Annotated in this window: 16 protein-coding genes; 5 read left to right on the forward strand and 11 right to left on the reverse strand. The window is 70.7% G+C overall.

The genetic code is table 11. The features are described 5' to 3' along the window. The first annotated feature begins 17 nt into the window (after window positions 1-17). Complete coding sequence (locus O7632_RS29995) at window positions 18-2348, forward strand: AAA family ATPase (RefSeq protein WP_278119185.1); 2331 nt, start codon at window positions 18-20, stop codon at window positions 2346-2348. A 28-nt stretch (window positions 2349-2376) separates the two neighbouring features. On the opposite strand, the gene O7632_RS30000 is transcribed toward O7632_RS29995, so the two are convergent. Then, window positions 2377-2898, reverse strand: a complete 522-nt coding sequence (locus O7632_RS30000; protein ID WP_278119187.1) for a GNAT family protein — start codon at window positions 2896-2898, stop codon at window positions 2377-2379. 363 nt (window positions 2899-3261) lie between these two features. On the opposite strand from O7632_RS30000, the gene O7632_RS30005 reads away from it, so the two are divergent. Further along, entirely contained in the window at window positions 3262-3474 is a 213-nt protein-coding gene (locus tag O7632_RS30005; RefSeq protein ID WP_278119188.1) for a hypothetical protein, read from the forward strand. A 43-nt stretch (window positions 3475-3517) separates the two neighbouring features. On the opposite strand, the gene O7632_RS30010 is transcribed toward O7632_RS30005, so the two are convergent. Genes O7632_RS30010 through O7632_RS30025 form a run of 4 tightly spaced genes read right to left on the reverse strand, consistent with a single transcriptional unit; the run spans window position 3518 to window position 6856 of the window. Further along, window positions 3518-4006 carry a DUF3263 domain-containing protein gene (locus tag O7632_RS30010; RefSeq protein WP_278119189.1) on the reverse strand — a complete coding sequence of 163 codons (489 nt, stop codon included), beginning with the start codon at window positions 4004-4006 and terminating at the stop codon, window positions 3518-3520. Beyond that, complete coding sequence (locus O7632_RS30015; protein ID WP_278119191.1) at window positions 3976-4989, reverse strand: ABC transporter permease subunit; 1014 nt, start codon at window positions 4987-4989, stop codon at window positions 3976-3978. Before O7632_RS30015 ends, O7632_RS30010 begins: the two co-directional genes overlap by 31 nt. After that, a complete protein-coding gene (locus tag O7632_RS30020) occupies window positions 4986-6014 on the reverse strand; it encodes an ATP-binding cassette domain-containing protein (protein ID WP_278119192.1) in 1029 nt (342 codons plus the stop codon). The genes O7632_RS30015 and O7632_RS30020 overlap by 4 nt, the downstream gene beginning before the upstream one ends. 56 nt (window positions 6015-6070) lie before the next feature. Further along, window positions 6071-6856: a DeoR/GlpR family DNA-binding transcription regulator gene (locus O7632_RS30025; protein WP_278119194.1), complete on the reverse strand. Its 786-nt coding sequence runs from the start codon at window positions 6854-6856 to the stop codon at window positions 6071-6073. A 256-nt stretch (window positions 6857-7112) separates the two neighbouring features. Here O7632_RS30025 and O7632_RS30030 point away from each other — a divergent pair, with 256 nt between their 5' ends. Genes O7632_RS30030 through nagA form a run of 3 tightly spaced genes read left to right on the forward strand, consistent with a single transcriptional unit; the run spans window position 7113 to window position 10233 of the window. Next, a complete protein-coding gene (locus O7632_RS30030) occupies window positions 7113-8087 on the forward strand; it encodes a sugar isomerase (RefSeq protein WP_278119196.1) in 975 nt (324 codons plus the stop codon). 41 nt (window positions 8088-8128) lie between these two features. Next, the gene (locus O7632_RS30035; protein WP_278120519.1) at window positions 8129-9121 is read left to right on the forward strand and encodes an ROK family protein; all 993 of its coding nucleotides are present in this window, start codon (window positions 8129-8131) and stop codon (window positions 9119-9121) included. Beyond that, a complete protein-coding gene (nagA, locus tag O7632_RS30040) occupies window positions 9118-10233 on the forward strand; it encodes an N-acetylglucosamine-6-phosphate deacetylase (protein ID WP_278119198.1) in 1116 nt (371 codons plus the stop codon). Before O7632_RS30035 ends, nagA begins: the two co-directional genes overlap by 4 nt. A 7-nt stretch (window positions 10234-10240) precedes the next feature. Here nagA and O7632_RS30045 read toward each other — a convergent pair whose 3' ends face one another. From O7632_RS30045 to O7632_RS30070, 6 genes are all read right to left on the reverse strand, one after another. Beyond that, window positions 10241-10501: a hypothetical protein gene (locus tag O7632_RS30045; RefSeq protein WP_278119200.1), complete on the reverse strand. Its 261-nt coding sequence runs from the start codon at window positions 10499-10501 to the stop codon at window positions 10241-10243. Window positions 10502-10522: 21 nt separating this feature from the next. Then, complete coding sequence (locus tag O7632_RS30050) at window positions 10523-10780, reverse strand: hypothetical protein (RefSeq protein WP_278119201.1); 258 nt, start codon at window positions 10778-10780, stop codon at window positions 10523-10525. Further along, window positions 10773-10946, reverse strand: coding sequence for a hypothetical protein (locus tag O7632_RS30055; RefSeq protein ID WP_278119203.1), 174 nt, complete (start codon window positions 10944-10946; stop codon window positions 10773-10775). The genes O7632_RS30050 and O7632_RS30055 overlap by 8 nt, the downstream gene beginning before the upstream one ends. 96 nt (window positions 10947-11042) lie before the next feature. After that, the gene (locus O7632_RS30060) at window positions 11043-11732 is read right to left on the reverse strand and encodes a hypothetical protein (RefSeq protein WP_278119205.1); all 690 of its coding nucleotides are present in this window, start codon (window positions 11730-11732) and stop codon (window positions 11043-11045) included. Window positions 11733-11788: 56 nt separating this feature from the next. Further along, complete coding sequence (locus O7632_RS30065; RefSeq protein WP_278111103.1) at window positions 11789-13000, reverse strand: ISAs1 family transposase; 1212 nt, start codon at window positions 12998-13000, stop codon at window positions 11789-11791. A gap of 117 nt (window positions 13001-13117) precedes the next feature. After that, window positions 13118-14005: a PfkB family carbohydrate kinase gene (locus O7632_RS30070; protein ID WP_278119207.1), complete on the reverse strand. Its 888-nt coding sequence runs from the start codon at window positions 14003-14005 to the stop codon at window positions 13118-13120. Between the last annotated feature and the right edge of the window lies 1 nt (window position 14006).

Here is a 14006-nt window from a genome sequence, read left to right on the forward strand (position 1 = left end):
ACCGATAGTCTCGGCGGGTGGCCGACCGCGAACTGACCTTGACCGCGAGCCTGCGACCAGCGGCGTTGGACGCCCGGCGGGGCATCGTACGGCTGCATCCGGAGGTGCTGGCCGCGCTCGGCATCGCCGCCGGCGATCCCGTCCGGCTGACCGGCCGGCGGGTCAGCGCCGGGGTCGCGGCCCGGGCCGAGGCCGGAGCCAGCCGCGCCCTGCTGTACGCCGACGACCTCACCCTGGGCAACCTCGGTCTGCGCGACGGCGGCCAGGTTACGGTGTCGCCGGTGCCGACGGTGGCCGCCCGAGTGGTGCTGCTCGACGGTCCGGCCGAGATCGTCGCGGTGGTCAGCCCGGAGATGCTGCGCCTGGCGCTGCTCGGCAAGGTGGTCACCCCCGGCGACGACGTGTCGCTGCTGCCGCAGGACATCTTCTCCGACTCGGCGCACCGGGGACTGATCGAGGCGGCGCGACGCAGCCTGGCGAACACCGTCGGGTTCCTGTGGACCAGCACCCTGCTGACCGTGCTCGCGGCCGAGCCGGTCGGGGTCGGCGCGTCAGCCGGATCGGGCCAGACCGGCGTGGCACCCGGACCGGGCCAGACCGGCGTGGCACCCGGACCGGGCCAGACCGGCGCATCGGTCGGATCCGACGGCGCGGTGCTGGTCACCATGGACACCGTCGTCGGCTGGGCGCACGGCCCGGTCACCCACGGATCGACCGGCGAAGAGGTACGCCCGCTCGGCGTCACGCCGCCGCCGGCCGCACCGGACTTCGTCGACGAACCGCTGCCGAGCCTGGCCGACCTGCCCGGCCTGCGGGCCCAGGCCGACGAGCTGACCGAACTGCTCGACCTCGGCTTCCACCACCGGGAGGTGCTGGCCCGGCTCGGCACCACGGTGTCCCTCGGGGTGCTGCTCAGCGGACCCGCAGGTTCGGGCAAGTCTGCGCTGGTCAAGGCGGTGGCCGCCGCGCTGGACGCGCGGGTCGTGGCGGTCTGGGCCCCGGAGGTCGCGGCGCTGACCAACGACGCTGCCGCGCGCCGGCTGCGCGAGGCCGCCGCCTCGGTACGGCGTGGCGACGCCGCCGTTCTGCTGATCGCCGACGTTGACGCGCTCGCCCCACGCGACGAGTCTGGCCCGCTGGCGACCGTGTTCCGGCAGCTGCTCGCCGAGACGGTGGCGGCCGGCGCGGCGGTGGTCTGCACCACCAGTCACCCGGAAGCACTCGACCCCGGCCTGCGCGGGCCGGACCTGCTCGCCGTACAGATCACGGTGCCGCTGCCGGACACGGCGATGCGTCGGGAACAGTTGACCGTGTTGACCAGGGCGATGCCGTTGGAGGAGGACGTCCGGCTCGACGAGGTGGCCGGCCGGACGCCCGGTTTCGTCGCCGCCGACCTCGCCGCGCTGGTCCGCGAAGCCGGGGTACGGGCGGCGCTGCGGCAGAAGTCGGCGGAGACGCCGATGGTGACGATGGCCGACTTCGACGCGGCGCTGGAGGTGGTCCGACCGACCTCGATGTCGACCTCCACTCTGGAGCTGTCGCGGGTGACGTTGGACGACGTCGGGGACATGGCGCAGGTCAAGGAGACACTCACCGAATCGGTGCTCTGGCCGTTGACCTATCCGGACACGTTCGCCCGGCTGGGCGTGCAGCCGCCGCGTGGGGTGCTGCTCTACGGTCCGCCCGGCTGCGGAAAGACGTTCTTGGTGACCGCGCTGGCCGGCACCGGCAAGGCGAACGTGTTGTCGGTCAAAGGTGCCGAACTGCTGTCCAAGTGGGTCGGCGAGAGCGAACGGGCGGTCCGCGAGTTGTTCCGCCGGGCCCGGGAGGCCGCTCCGACGTTGGTCTTCCTGGACGAGGTGGACGCCTTGGCCCCGGTCCGGGGTCAGTCCTCGGATGGTGGGACGACCGATCGGGTGGTGGCGGCCCTGCTCACCGAACTCGACGGGGTGGAGACGCTGCGCAACGTGGTGGTGGTCGGGGCAACCAACCGTCCCGACCTGATCGACCCGGCGTTACTGCGACCGGGGCGGCTGGAGCGGCTGGTATACGTACCGCCGCCGGACGGCGCGGCCCGAGGGGAGATCCTCAAGGCGGCGGCCCGCTCGGTCCCGCTGGCCGACGACGTCGACCTGGCCGCGCTGGGTGAGTCGTTGGACGGCTTCTCGGCGGCGGACTGCGCCGCGTTGATCCGGGAAGCCGCGCTGGCCGCGATGCGAGAGTCTCTCGAAGCGTCATCGGTGTCGGCGGCGCATGTCGCGGCAGCGCGGGAACGGGTCCGACCGTCGCTGGATCCGGCCCAGGTCGCCTGGCTGGCCGCGTACGCCGATCAGCAGGCGGCCAGATAGCCGTCCGCCGTCCGACGGGCTGCCTGGCTCACACCGCCAGGTCGGTGGCGTAGGCCTCGTCGAGCCAGAACCGGGCCCGAATTTGTCCGTCTTCGACGGATATGATCGCGCCGCACCGGCGGAGCAGGTTGATGGCGGACCGATTGGCGGTGGTGGTCCGGGCGATGACGACTTGGGCCCCGAGCCGGACCGCCTCGTCGAGGACGGCGCGCAGCGCGCCCGAGCCGATGCCGCGTCCCCGTGCCGAACGGCTGAGCCAGATGCCGGTCTCCACAGCGGCCGCCTCGTCAAGCTGGGTCAGTCGGATGCCGCCGACGACGTCACCGCCGATCGTGATCGCGTACATGATGGTGCCGGCCGGCCCGAGGCCGCCGCCGCCGTAGTGGGCCCGGTGGAAGTCGCGGAAGGCGTCCCGCCGAGCCGCCGTCCAGCCGGCAGGTCCTGGTACGAGTGGCATGACCTCGCCGGGGTCGGCCTCGGCCACGGCGGCGGACAGCAACGGCTCCAGCAGGTCGTCGCCCATCGGAGTCAATCGCACGTCATGCCGCACGCCGGTAGTCTCCCAGTCCGCCGTCGGGTCCGCGTTACTCATTCCGCACCCTCCACCTACCCAGCCGGTAGCCCTTCAGACGGGTAATTGCTCAGTCCGGAGGTCCTCGAAACGGGTGGGCCAGCTGATTCGACCCGGAACCCATCGACCATGAGAGATATTGCTGGTCAGCCTGACAGGTCCGGCTTGTCCGGGACCGGGCCAGGCGGCACGCGATCTGGGCCACTGAATTCACCCGGGAGCATCTCGCCAACCGTAAGGAATGGATCCAACACCGAAGGTAGCGTGACTCGTAGGTTGGTGTCGAGGACCGCAGGCCACCCGGCTGCGATCGGCACCAGGGAACGCAGGGGGTCAGCAGACATGTTGCAGCAGCTGCACGAGAAGGGCCTACGGGCCGAACACCTGTACGCGGCGGGGGTCGTCAGCATCGCCATCTCGTTCGTGAGCTGGACGCTGTCCAAGCGCTTCGAGGCCGCCGGGATCGACCGAGCCGACCGGTGGGGCATCTTCGTCGGCGAGTGGGCGCCCACCTTCATCGCCCTCGGCAACGGTCTCAAAATGTACGAGAAGTGATCACCCACGTCACCCAGGTCACCAGCTGACCAGCGGGTCGACGTCAGCGGCGCCGGGCCCGGGACCTCGCCGCTCGTAGTCGCCGCAGCCGGGCCACCAGCACCGGCTCGGCGGCCAGTGCGGACGGCTCGTCCAGCAACTGGTTGAGCAGCTGATAGTACCGCGTCGCGGAGATCCCGAACGTGTCGCGGATCGCCTGTTCCTTGGCCCCGGCATGCTTCCACCACTGCCGCTCGAAGTCGAGGATGCGCCGCTCACGGTCGCCAAGCCCCGGACGTTCGTCCGACGCCGCCAGTCCGGCGTCCCGCGTCGGGAGGTCGGTGTCCGACGCTGCCAGCTCGGTGTCGGTGTCGGTGTCGGTGCGCTGCCGGGGAACGCTCGGCACCGTACCAGGCGCCACCGCCGGACCGGACCCGGACCCGGGCTGGGTTTCGTCGGCGGCCGGCACCCTCACCAGCGTAATCGCCGCGACCAGCCGGCGCATCCGGCGACGTGCCAGGATCAGGTCACGTCGCGGCGTCGAATCATCCACGCCGCCACGCCGAGCACCACCAGCACTGTCACCGCGATCAACCCGCCGGTGTGTAGCCAGGTCAACTCCAACGTCGACGGCACGCACTCGGCACCCCCGGGCGGGCATGCCCGCCAGTCGCTCAGCTCGACCGCGCCGTCCATCCAGGCGATCCAGTACGTCGGGATCAGCCACGCCTCCACGTACCGCGCGTCGACGAGCTCGGCCAGGAAACCGAGTGCGGACTGTCCGAGTACGAGAAACGCGAGCACTCCGCCAAGAGCCAGGGCGGTGTGCCGGCCGATCGCGGCCAGTCCGAAGCCGACCGCCGCCGCCGCCGCGACCAGTACGAGTACCCGCGACTCGCTCAGGGCGAACGACTGCCAGGCACCACCGGTCATCCCGTCCGGGTCGCCCCGCAGCACGGCGGTCACCCAGTGCGCCGCGGTCCACACCCCGACCGCCGGTACGGTCACCGCGATGGTGCCGGTCAGCAGTGCGGCGAGTTTGGTGAACAGGACCTGGAGCCGCCGTGGCCGCCACAGCAGCAGGTTCATCATCCCGCCGGAGGTCCACTCGGCCCCGACGAAGGACGCTCCGACCACGAAGAAGACCAGCGTCAACAAGCTGGAGAAGGTGTGGAGGGTGGCCGGGAACTGGTCACGGAACTCGAAGGTCGCCGGGAGGTAGTGCTCGGCCAGGAACGACTCCCGAGGCGGCGGGGTGATGCTGGCACAGTCCGGTGGGAACTGTCCGGCGTCGGCGCCGCCGCTGGTCTTGCTCCGTTCGCACTCGGCCCGCCACTGCTCGGTCCAGGTGATGCTGAGCTGATACTCCCGTTCGGCGGTCCGTTCGGCCTCGGCGTAGGCGGCGGCGTCGAGCTTCTGGTTGGTGAGGAAGGTTCCGGCGGCGACGGCGGCCAGCACGAGTAGGCCGGCGAGCACCAGGTAGCGCACGAAGCGCCGCTTGACGAGACGGCGCAGTTCCGCCCGGTACAGGTTCATCGGCCTGCTCCCTGCTGCGCGGCGGCGGTGCCGGTGGCGGTGGCGGTGGCGGTCAGTTCCAGGAACACGCTTTCGAGATCCACCGAGACGGGTGCCAACTCGCTGACGTACAGGTCAGCGCCGGCCAGCGTACGGGTGACCCAGGCCGGCTGGTCGACACCGTGCACCACCAAGTGGTCCGGGTGCCGGGTGACGGTGACCGTGGCGGCGGTCCCGGTCGACGCGGCTTTGGTCGACGCGGCTTCGGCCGACGCGGCTTCGGCCGACGCGGCTTCGGTCAGCGCGGCTTCGGCGGCCGGCAGGTCGGTGACGGCTTCCAGGCGTACCAGCAGACCACCCCGGGAATGCGCGGCCAGCACCTCGGTCACCGGACCGGCGACCACCCGGCGCCCCCGGGAGATGATGGTCACCGAGTCGCAGATCAGCTGGATCTCGCCGAGGATGTGGCTGGACAGCACGACGGTCGTACCGCTGTCCACCAGGTCACGCATCAGCGTGCGCATCTCCCGGATGCCGGCCGGGTCGAGCCCGTTGGCCGGTTCGTCGAGAATCAGCAGCTGCGGTTCCTTGAGCAGGGCGGAGGCCACCGCGAGCCGTTGCCGCATGCCGAGAGAGTAGGTCCGGACCCGGTCACCGGCCCGCTCGGTCAGACCGACCAGGTCCAGCACCGCCGGGACCCGCTGTGGTGCCACTCCCCCGGCCTGGGCAAGCAACGACAGGGTGTCGCGGGCGGTGAAGTGCGGGAAGAACTGCGGGCTCTCCACGATGGCGCCGACCTTGCCGATCACCTCCGACAGGTGCTCGGGGACGGACTGGCCGAGGATGGCCATTTCACCGCCGTTCGGGGCGACCAGGCCGAGCAGCGTACGCAGGGTGGTGGTCTTGCCGGACCCGTTCGGGCCGAGGAAGCCGTGCACCTGACCGGCCTCGACGGACATGTCGAACCCGTCCAGGGCGTGTCGGACGCCATGTCGTCGGCTCCGGTACGTCTTGCGTAGTCCGGCTATCTCCAGTACCGCCGTCACCCGCGTCGCCTCCCCGCCGCTGTGCCAGGACGACGCACACCATACGCCGGTCGGGATCAGGCGGTGATGACCGTCAGTCCGAGTTGCCGGAACAGGTCGACGGTGGCCGGGTCGGCCCCGGAGTCGGTCACCAGCGTCTCGACCCGCTCGATCGGGCAGATCCGGGCGAACGCGTGCCCGCCCAGCTTCGACGAGTCGGCGATGATCACCACCCGCTTGGCCCGGGCGACCATCAGCGCGTTCATCGACGCCTCGCCTTCGTGGTGGGCGGCGGCCCCGAGTCGGGGGTCGATCGCGTCCACGCCGAGCAGGGCGACGTCGAGGGTGACCTCACGCAGCAACGCTCCGCCGAGCGGGCCGACCAGCTCGAACGACTGCGGGCGGACCACTCCGCCGGCCACCACGATCTTCATCCGGGAACGGACCAGAAGTTCGTTGGCGATGTTCAGCGCGTTGGTGACGACGGTGAGCTGGGCGCCCTCGGCGCTGGTGTTCAGGTCCGGCCGTACGGCCAGGGCGCGGGCCACTTCGGTGGTGGTGGTGCCGCCGTTGAGTCCGACCACCATGCCGGGTGCGACAAGCGCGGCGGCGGCGGTGCCGATGCGTTGCTTCTCGGCCGAGTGCTTGGCGGTCTTGTAGCGCAGCGGCAGGTCGTAGGAGACCCCGTTGGCCACCGCGCCACCTCGGGTACGGGTGATCATTTGCTGTTGGGCCAGCTGGTCGAAGTCGCGCCGAATGGTCGCCTGCGACACGTCGAGCCGGGCGGCGGCTTCCTCCACGCTGATCCGGCCGCTCTCGGTCAGCAGTTCGAGCAGTGTGTTCCACCGTGCGTACCGGTCCATCCCGCCCACCTCCTGCGCAGATGGTGACTGATTTGCTGCACACTAGTGCTCGAAACACCCGCTGGGCAAAAAGCTGATCTGCGTGAAATCACGCCGATGTTGCCAGTGGCTGACCGTCGCGCGCACAATGACGCTCGAAAAGCTGTCTGATTGAGCTGGAACGCGCAGCGCCGCGCGCAGGCACGTCCTTCTGCGCACACGCAGGCACCTCCACCCGTACGGGTGCCAGGTTCCGGGTTCGACGAGGAGAGTGGCGATGGCGTACGTCGACGCCGAGATCGCAAGCCAGCCGGAGTGCTGGCGGTTGGCCGCCAGGCAGGCGGACGACGTGGCGCACGCGCTGCCACGCCCCGGTGAACGGGTCGCCGTCGCCGGCTGCGGCACTTCCTGGTTCATGGCGATGGCGTACGCCGGGTTGCGGGAACGCGCCGGTCAGGGAGAGACCGACGCCTTCCAGGCCTCCGAGTTCCCGGTCGGTCGCGACTACGACCGGATCGTGGTGATCAGCCGCTCCGGCACCACCACGGAGGTGCTCGCCCTGCTCGGTCTGCTCGCCGCCGCCGACGACAGCCAGGGCCGTGGCCGTGGCCAGGGCCCTGGCGACCAGCGACCGACGACCGTCATCGTCGCCGACCCCCAGGCACCGGCGAGCGCCCTCGCCCGGCACACCGTCGCGCTGCCCTTCGCCGACGAACGCTCGGTGGTGCAGACCCGCTTCGCCACCAGCGTCCTGGCGCTGCTGCGCGCCCATCTCGGCGAAGACCTCACGGCCATCGCCGCCGACGCGGAGGTGGCGGTGCGCGCACCGCTGCCGATCAACCCGACCCTGGTCGACCAGGCCACCTTTCTCGGCCGCGGCTGGACGGTCGGACTGGCACACGAAGCCGCGTTGAAGTGCCGGGAAGCCGCGATCTTCTGGTCCGAGGCGTACCCGGCGATGGACTACCGGCACGGCCCGATCGCCATCGCCGCCGCCCACCGGGTCGTCTGGGCCTTCGGCGAGATCCCCGAGCAGCTCGCCGACGAGGTCACCGCGACGGGCGCGGCGTTCGTGCACAGCCGGACCAACGGGGTGTACGCGGTACTCGACCGCTGGGCGGCGGGCCGGCAGCCGCTCGATCCGATGGCCGACCTGATCCTGGCGCAACGCTTCGCCGTCGCGTTGGCGCAGAGCCGAGGGCTCGACCCGGACCATCCCCGGCACCTGACCCGTTCGGTCGTCCTGGCGTGACGGCGACACCGGTCGGTACGGCAGACCCGGCGACTGGTCCGGTGGCGTCCGACGGCGAGCAGGTCGTCGTCGCCCTCGACGTCGGCGGCACCAGCGTCAAATGTGCTCTCGTCGGTCGCGACGACCAGGCGGTACGGCACACCGAGCGGCATCCGACCGGGGCGGCCCGGGGACCGGCAGCCGTCATCGACACCATCTGCGACATCGCCGAACACCTCGCCGACAAGGCCCGGGCCGCCGGCCAGACACCGGTCGCCGCCGGAGTCGTCGTACCCGGGGTGGTGGACGAGACGGCCGGGGTGGCGATCTGGTCGGCGAACGTCGGCTTCCGCGACGTACCGCTGCGGGACCTGGTGGCCGCGCGGACCGGCCTGCCGACGGCGCTCGGCCACGACGTGCGGGCCGGCGGCGTCGCCGAGGCCCGACTCGGCGCCGGCCGGGACAGCCGACACGTCCTGTTCGTCGCGATCGGTACGGGGATCGCCGCGGCGGCGGTCGTCGACGGAGTCAGCTACGCCGGGGCGCACGGCGCGGCCGGCGAGCTGGGTCACGTCGTGGTCCGGCCGGGCGGACCCGACTGCGGTTGCCGGCAGTCCGGTTGTCTGGAGGCGCTGGCGTCGGCGTCGGCAATCGCCCGACGCTACGCCGAACGCGCCAGCTACGCCTCCGATGCTCCGAATGGCGAGGTGACAGCCGGGGCCGCCGAGGTGGCCCGGCGGGCGGCCAGCAGCGATCCGGTCGCCGCCGACGTGTGGGCGGAGGCGGTCGACGCGCTCGCCGACGGTCTGCTGATCGGCCAGGCGATGTTCGACCCGGCGGTGGTGGTGCTCGGCGGCGGCCTGGCCGAAGCCGGCGACCAGCTCCTCGTCCCGCTCGACCACACCTTGCGGCAGCGGGCTACCTTCCACCGGATGCCGCGCCTGGTCCGGGCGGCGCTCGGCGACGGGGCGGGCTGCCTCGGCGCCGCCCTGCTGGCGTCGGACACCGTACGGCCGGCACCGGGGCCGGCACCGGGCGCGGGGGCGGCTCGGTGAGGCTCCGGGGCCGGGTGGTCACCCCGGATCGGGTGATCGAGCAGGGCTATCTGACCATCGACGGCGCGACGATCAGCGCCGTCGGCACCGAGACCGACGCGGACGGTGCCGCGACGGCTGGCTCGGGTTGGCTGGTGCCCGGTTTCGTCGACCTGCACAACCACGGCGGCGGCGGGCAGACCTTCACCACCGGCGACCCCGACTCGGCCCGGCAGGCGGCCGCGTTCCACCTGGCGCACGGCACCACCACGCTGCTGGCCAGCCTGGTCAGTTCTCCCGTCGAGTTGATGCACCGGGCGGTACGGGCCTACGCGCCGCTGGTCGCCGACGGCACCCTCGCCGGGCTGCACTTCGAAGGCCCCTACCTGTCGACCGTACGGTGTGGCGCGCAGAACCCGGCGTACCTGCGGGATCCGGACCCGGCCGAGGTGTCGGACCTACTCGACGCAGGCGGCGGCACGATCAGGATGATGACCATCGCCCCGGAGCGGCGGGGCGCGCTGGCCGCGATCGGCCGGCTGACCGACGCCGGGGTGATCGCGGCGATCGGCCACACCGACGCCGACTACGACCAGACGCTGGCCGCCGTCGACGCCGGAGCACGCGTCGGTACGCACGTGTTCAACGGGATGCGGCCACCGCACCACCGGGAACCCGGCCCGGTCTTCGCGTTGCTGGGTGCCGCCCCGGTGGTCTGCGAGTTCGTGGCCGACGGGGTGCACCTGCACGACGGCACGCTGCGGTTCGCGGCGACCGTCACCGGGCCGGGACGGGCGGCGCTGGTCACCGACGCGATGGCGGCGGCGGGGATGCCGGACGGCCGGTACGAGTTGGGCGGGCAGTCGGTGGTGGTCGCGGACGCGGTGGCCAGGTTGTCCCGGGACGGGTCGATCGCCGGCAGCACGTTGACCATGGACGCGGCGCTGCGGCAGGCGGTACGGGCCGGCATCGACCTGGTGGACGCCTGCCGGATGGCGGCCACCACCCCGGCCGGGGTGCTCGGGCTGGCCGGCACGACCGGTGCGCTGGTCGCCGGGCAGCGCGCCGACGTCGTCGAACTCGACGACGAACTGCGGGTACGCCGGGTGATGCGGGCCGGCGTCTGGCAGTGAGCCACGGTCACCGGCTGGTCAGGGTGGTGGTGGACGGTAGGCGGTAGCCGAGTTGCTGGCCGTAGGTCATCAGTGGGCGCAGGGTCGGCAGCAGGGTGGTGGGTTCCGATCGCCAATGGCGTCCCCGGTTGCCGTCCAGTCGGCGGTGTCGGGCGGAGGTCGTCTGTCGGAGTCGGAGGGCGTGCAGTCGTCGGGACGCCGTCGACCGGCCGGAGCGCCAGTCGAGCCAGCGCAGCCACCAGTCACGCAATGCGTCGATGATCGTCATTCTTCTCTCCTTGATCACTTGTCAGTTCGTCCTACGTTTGGACAGTCGGTACAGCCCGCGTCGTTGAACGAATATCTCCCGCCGCTCGGCGGCTTCTCCACTGTGGTTGATCACGTATCCGGTGAGCCAGATCCAGCCGTGATAGGTGGGCTTCTGGTCGACGGAGATGACGCGGAAGGTGAGTCGTCGGTCGCCGGCGAACTGCACGCTGGCGTGCGCGCCGATCAGCAGTACGTCGCCGGGTTTCGGCTCTGGCGTCCGTAGCAGTCGGTTATTCACGGGGCGGTGCGTCGCGGCGCGGCCGTTCCACGCCGTCCGCGCCTCGTTCCGTCGGCCAGGTGGTGAGCCCGCATTGGGGGCACCACCGGGACTTCACTTTGAACAAGAACAGTCCGGCGCAGAAGCCGAGCAGCACCGCGCCGACGAGCGCACCGATGTCTAGCATCGATACCTCCAGATGGGTCGGGTTGACGCAAAGGTCATGACCACCTCCTTTGAAGCCGGCTCTGAGGCCGCCAAGGGCCAGGTGACCTGGGTCTGCTCAGTCGTGGTTTCGCGGTGCCGCGAAGACGCCAGACGCGCGTAGCGCGGCGATACGGTCGCTAAGGTGACCGCTGGTCATGCGCTTGGCTGCTGCCGCCTCCGGCGTTTCGTTGGCGGCCCCGTACTGCCACCACGCTCGCCCGCTCGTGCGGTCGGTGACGACGAAGCGGTCCTTTACGGCGGGACCACGCACGATCAGAGTGACGGCCTCACCGTGCGCGGTCACCGAGTGGATCATGCTGTGGTGCAGGGTGTAGGTGTCGCCAGGTTCCTCGACGCGGACCATGCGAGGAGTCAGCGCCGACACGTCCACTTCGTCGGTGAAGTCGTGGTCGGTGCCGTACAGGGTGTGCGTGTAGGAACCGGTCAGGATGCGGCTGGTGTAGGTCCAGCGGTGGTTGTGCGGCCGGTCGAAGTAGCCATCAAGGAAAATGTGCAGGCGCAGCCGCCATCCGGTCGGATCGTCGTGGAGGACAAGCTTGTCGAGGATGTCGTAGTGCTCGCACAGACTGGCGAGGTGGGCGTCGTCCGGGAGCCGTTCCACGAGGTCCGCCAGGATCGCCCGGTCGTCCGCGAGTTGGTCGAGCAGCTTCGTGGCGGCAGTGTTGACCGAGGCGACGTCGTTCCAGTTCAGTGCGGAGAGCGGGCTGATCATCTCGGTGTAGGTGATCTGGGCGGCGATGGTCACGGCAGATGCTCCTTGATGAGGCTGGTGTGAGTGCGTTGCTGGGGCATGTGCCAGGGCTATTGCGTAGTCGGGTAACTCCTGGTCACGGCGTCGATGAGGTCTGTAGAACGGCGGTTCGCTCGTCGGGTGGCGCGGGCGATGTTGGGTTCGCCGTTGCTGCGGTGGTAGCCGACCGCGGTGTTACGGAGTGTGGCGAAGACGGCGGGTCCGTTTCCGGTCCGGGCGTGATGGGCATCCTCACGTAACGTGACATCGCGGACGTAGTGCAGGCGGTTCTCGATATGCCACTCCGCCCGGGCCCAGGTGCCGAGGTCGGCGGGTCGGGCCTGTCCAGCGGGCAGGGACACCGTCAGGTACGCCGTTTCGCGGCTGGTCCTGCCCTTCACCGTGCGGGTACGGGTGATCCGGACGGCCTGCTGGGCGTAGGGGAAGCCGAGCCCGCCGGGGGTCGCCACGGTGACAGCTTTGACGGTGCGGGTCTCCGTGCGGCCGTGTCCGGTGTCCCGGGTCCGGGCTCCAACCGGGACCTGCGCCCAGGGAACAGCTTTGAGCTGGGCGAACGTGGTCGGCCGGTTGGCTTTGACCGTGACCATCAGATGTCCGCCGGCGGCGGCCAGGTACTCGGCGTGTCCGGTCTGGGCGTGCAGGGCGTCCGCGACGACCAGGACGTCGGTCAGCGATCCCAGCTGGGCGGCGACCAGGCGCAGCAGGGGCGTGAACGCCGGGATCTCATTCGACTTCGCGGCGATCTGGACCTGGGCGAGCACGACGCCGGTGCTGGTGTCGTAGGCCGACAGCAGATGGATCTGACGTCCGTCGGCGAGTCGGGCGCCGCGTACGACCTTGCCGTCGACGGCGATGACGAGGCGCCACCGCCGCCCGCTGCGGGTGACGGGTGTCGTGCGTGCCAGTAGCCAGCTGGCCAGCACCGTCGACAGGGCCTGCGCGTCGACGCGGATCAACAGCCGCCACACCGTGGTCGCGGCGGGAACCCGGTCGGTGAAGCCGAGCCTCGCCCACGCGGTGCGGTCCAGGTCCCGTACCCAGTCGGCGATCGCGGCGAAGGTACATGCCCCGGCCAGTACCGCGCACACCGCGACGGCGAGCACGCTGACCAGGGGGTAGCGGCGGCCACGCGGATCACGCGGATCGGGTACCGCCCTCAACGCGGCGAACAGGCCGTGATGCTCGCTGTCGGTGACCGCCGCCGGTGGTGGCGTATCGGTGGGTCGGTGCGGAAGCAGAATCTCGGTGGGTGATGATGGCATCGGCGGGTGCGGTCCTTCTCGTGATCATGTGGCTTCGCAACTTCATGATCACCAACGGGCCGCGCCCGTCCTGCATAGACCCCCGAATTCCTCCCGAACTCCCAGCTCAGCCAGCCCTCAACCGACTACGCAACAGCCCTGGGGCATGTGCCTTGCGGCAGCGCAGTGTGCGGTGGCGACGGCGCAAGCGGCGTTCAGGGCTTCGGCGAGCCCGGATCCAGCGAGGTGGGCGTGGGCGAGTCCGCCTGAGAACGCGGCTCCGGCCCCGTGGGTGTGGCGGATAGACATGCTCGGTGCGTTGGCCACAGTGGTGCTGGTGGCGGTGCGTGCGAACGCGCCGAGCTTGCCGAGAGTGATAACGACGGCGCCGGCGGCTGTCCGCTCGTGGAGCCCGGCGGCGAGCGTTTCGGCTTGGTCGGCCTGGGATTCGTCGAGGTTGGTCTGCACGAATGCCACTTGACGATTGCGCGCGGCCGATGCCACGGCTTCGGACAGCGGGTCGCCGCCGAGATTGAGCAGCAGTGGTGCCCTGCTGGAGCTGATCGCGGCGGCTGCCGCAAGGTCGATGATGCGATAGCAGTCGATGTAGGCGAGGCGTGCGGTGGTCAGCGGTGTCGGGTCGGTGTCGTTGAGGTGATCGATGGCGGTGCCGAGCCAGGCGAACCAGGTCCGAGTTCCTGCCTCGTCGGTCACGATGGTCAATTGCGGGGTGCCTGACCCGGAAACCGCGACCGGAACGGCTTGGTGAGCAACGCCGATCGTGTCGAGAGTGTGCAGCACGGCCAAGCCGGCGGGGTCGGGGCTGACCGGGTTGCTCACGAGGCTGACGTGGATTCCGAGTTGCCGTGCAGTGAGCGCGGCGATAGGCGCGTCTCCGGCCAGCGACGGGATGATCTGGGTGACTTGGGCTCCGCTGTTTGCGGCCGGGTAGGCGGTGACGCCGAAGACTTGGGCGTACGCGAGGTAGCCGAAGCACGCCAGATCTATTCCCGTCGCTGGCGTCACG

The sequence above is a fragment of the Solwaraspora sp. WMMD406 genome (assembly GCF_029626025.1).
Taxonomy (GTDB): domain Bacteria; phylum Actinomycetota; class Actinomycetes; order Mycobacteriales; family Micromonosporaceae; genus Micromonospora_E.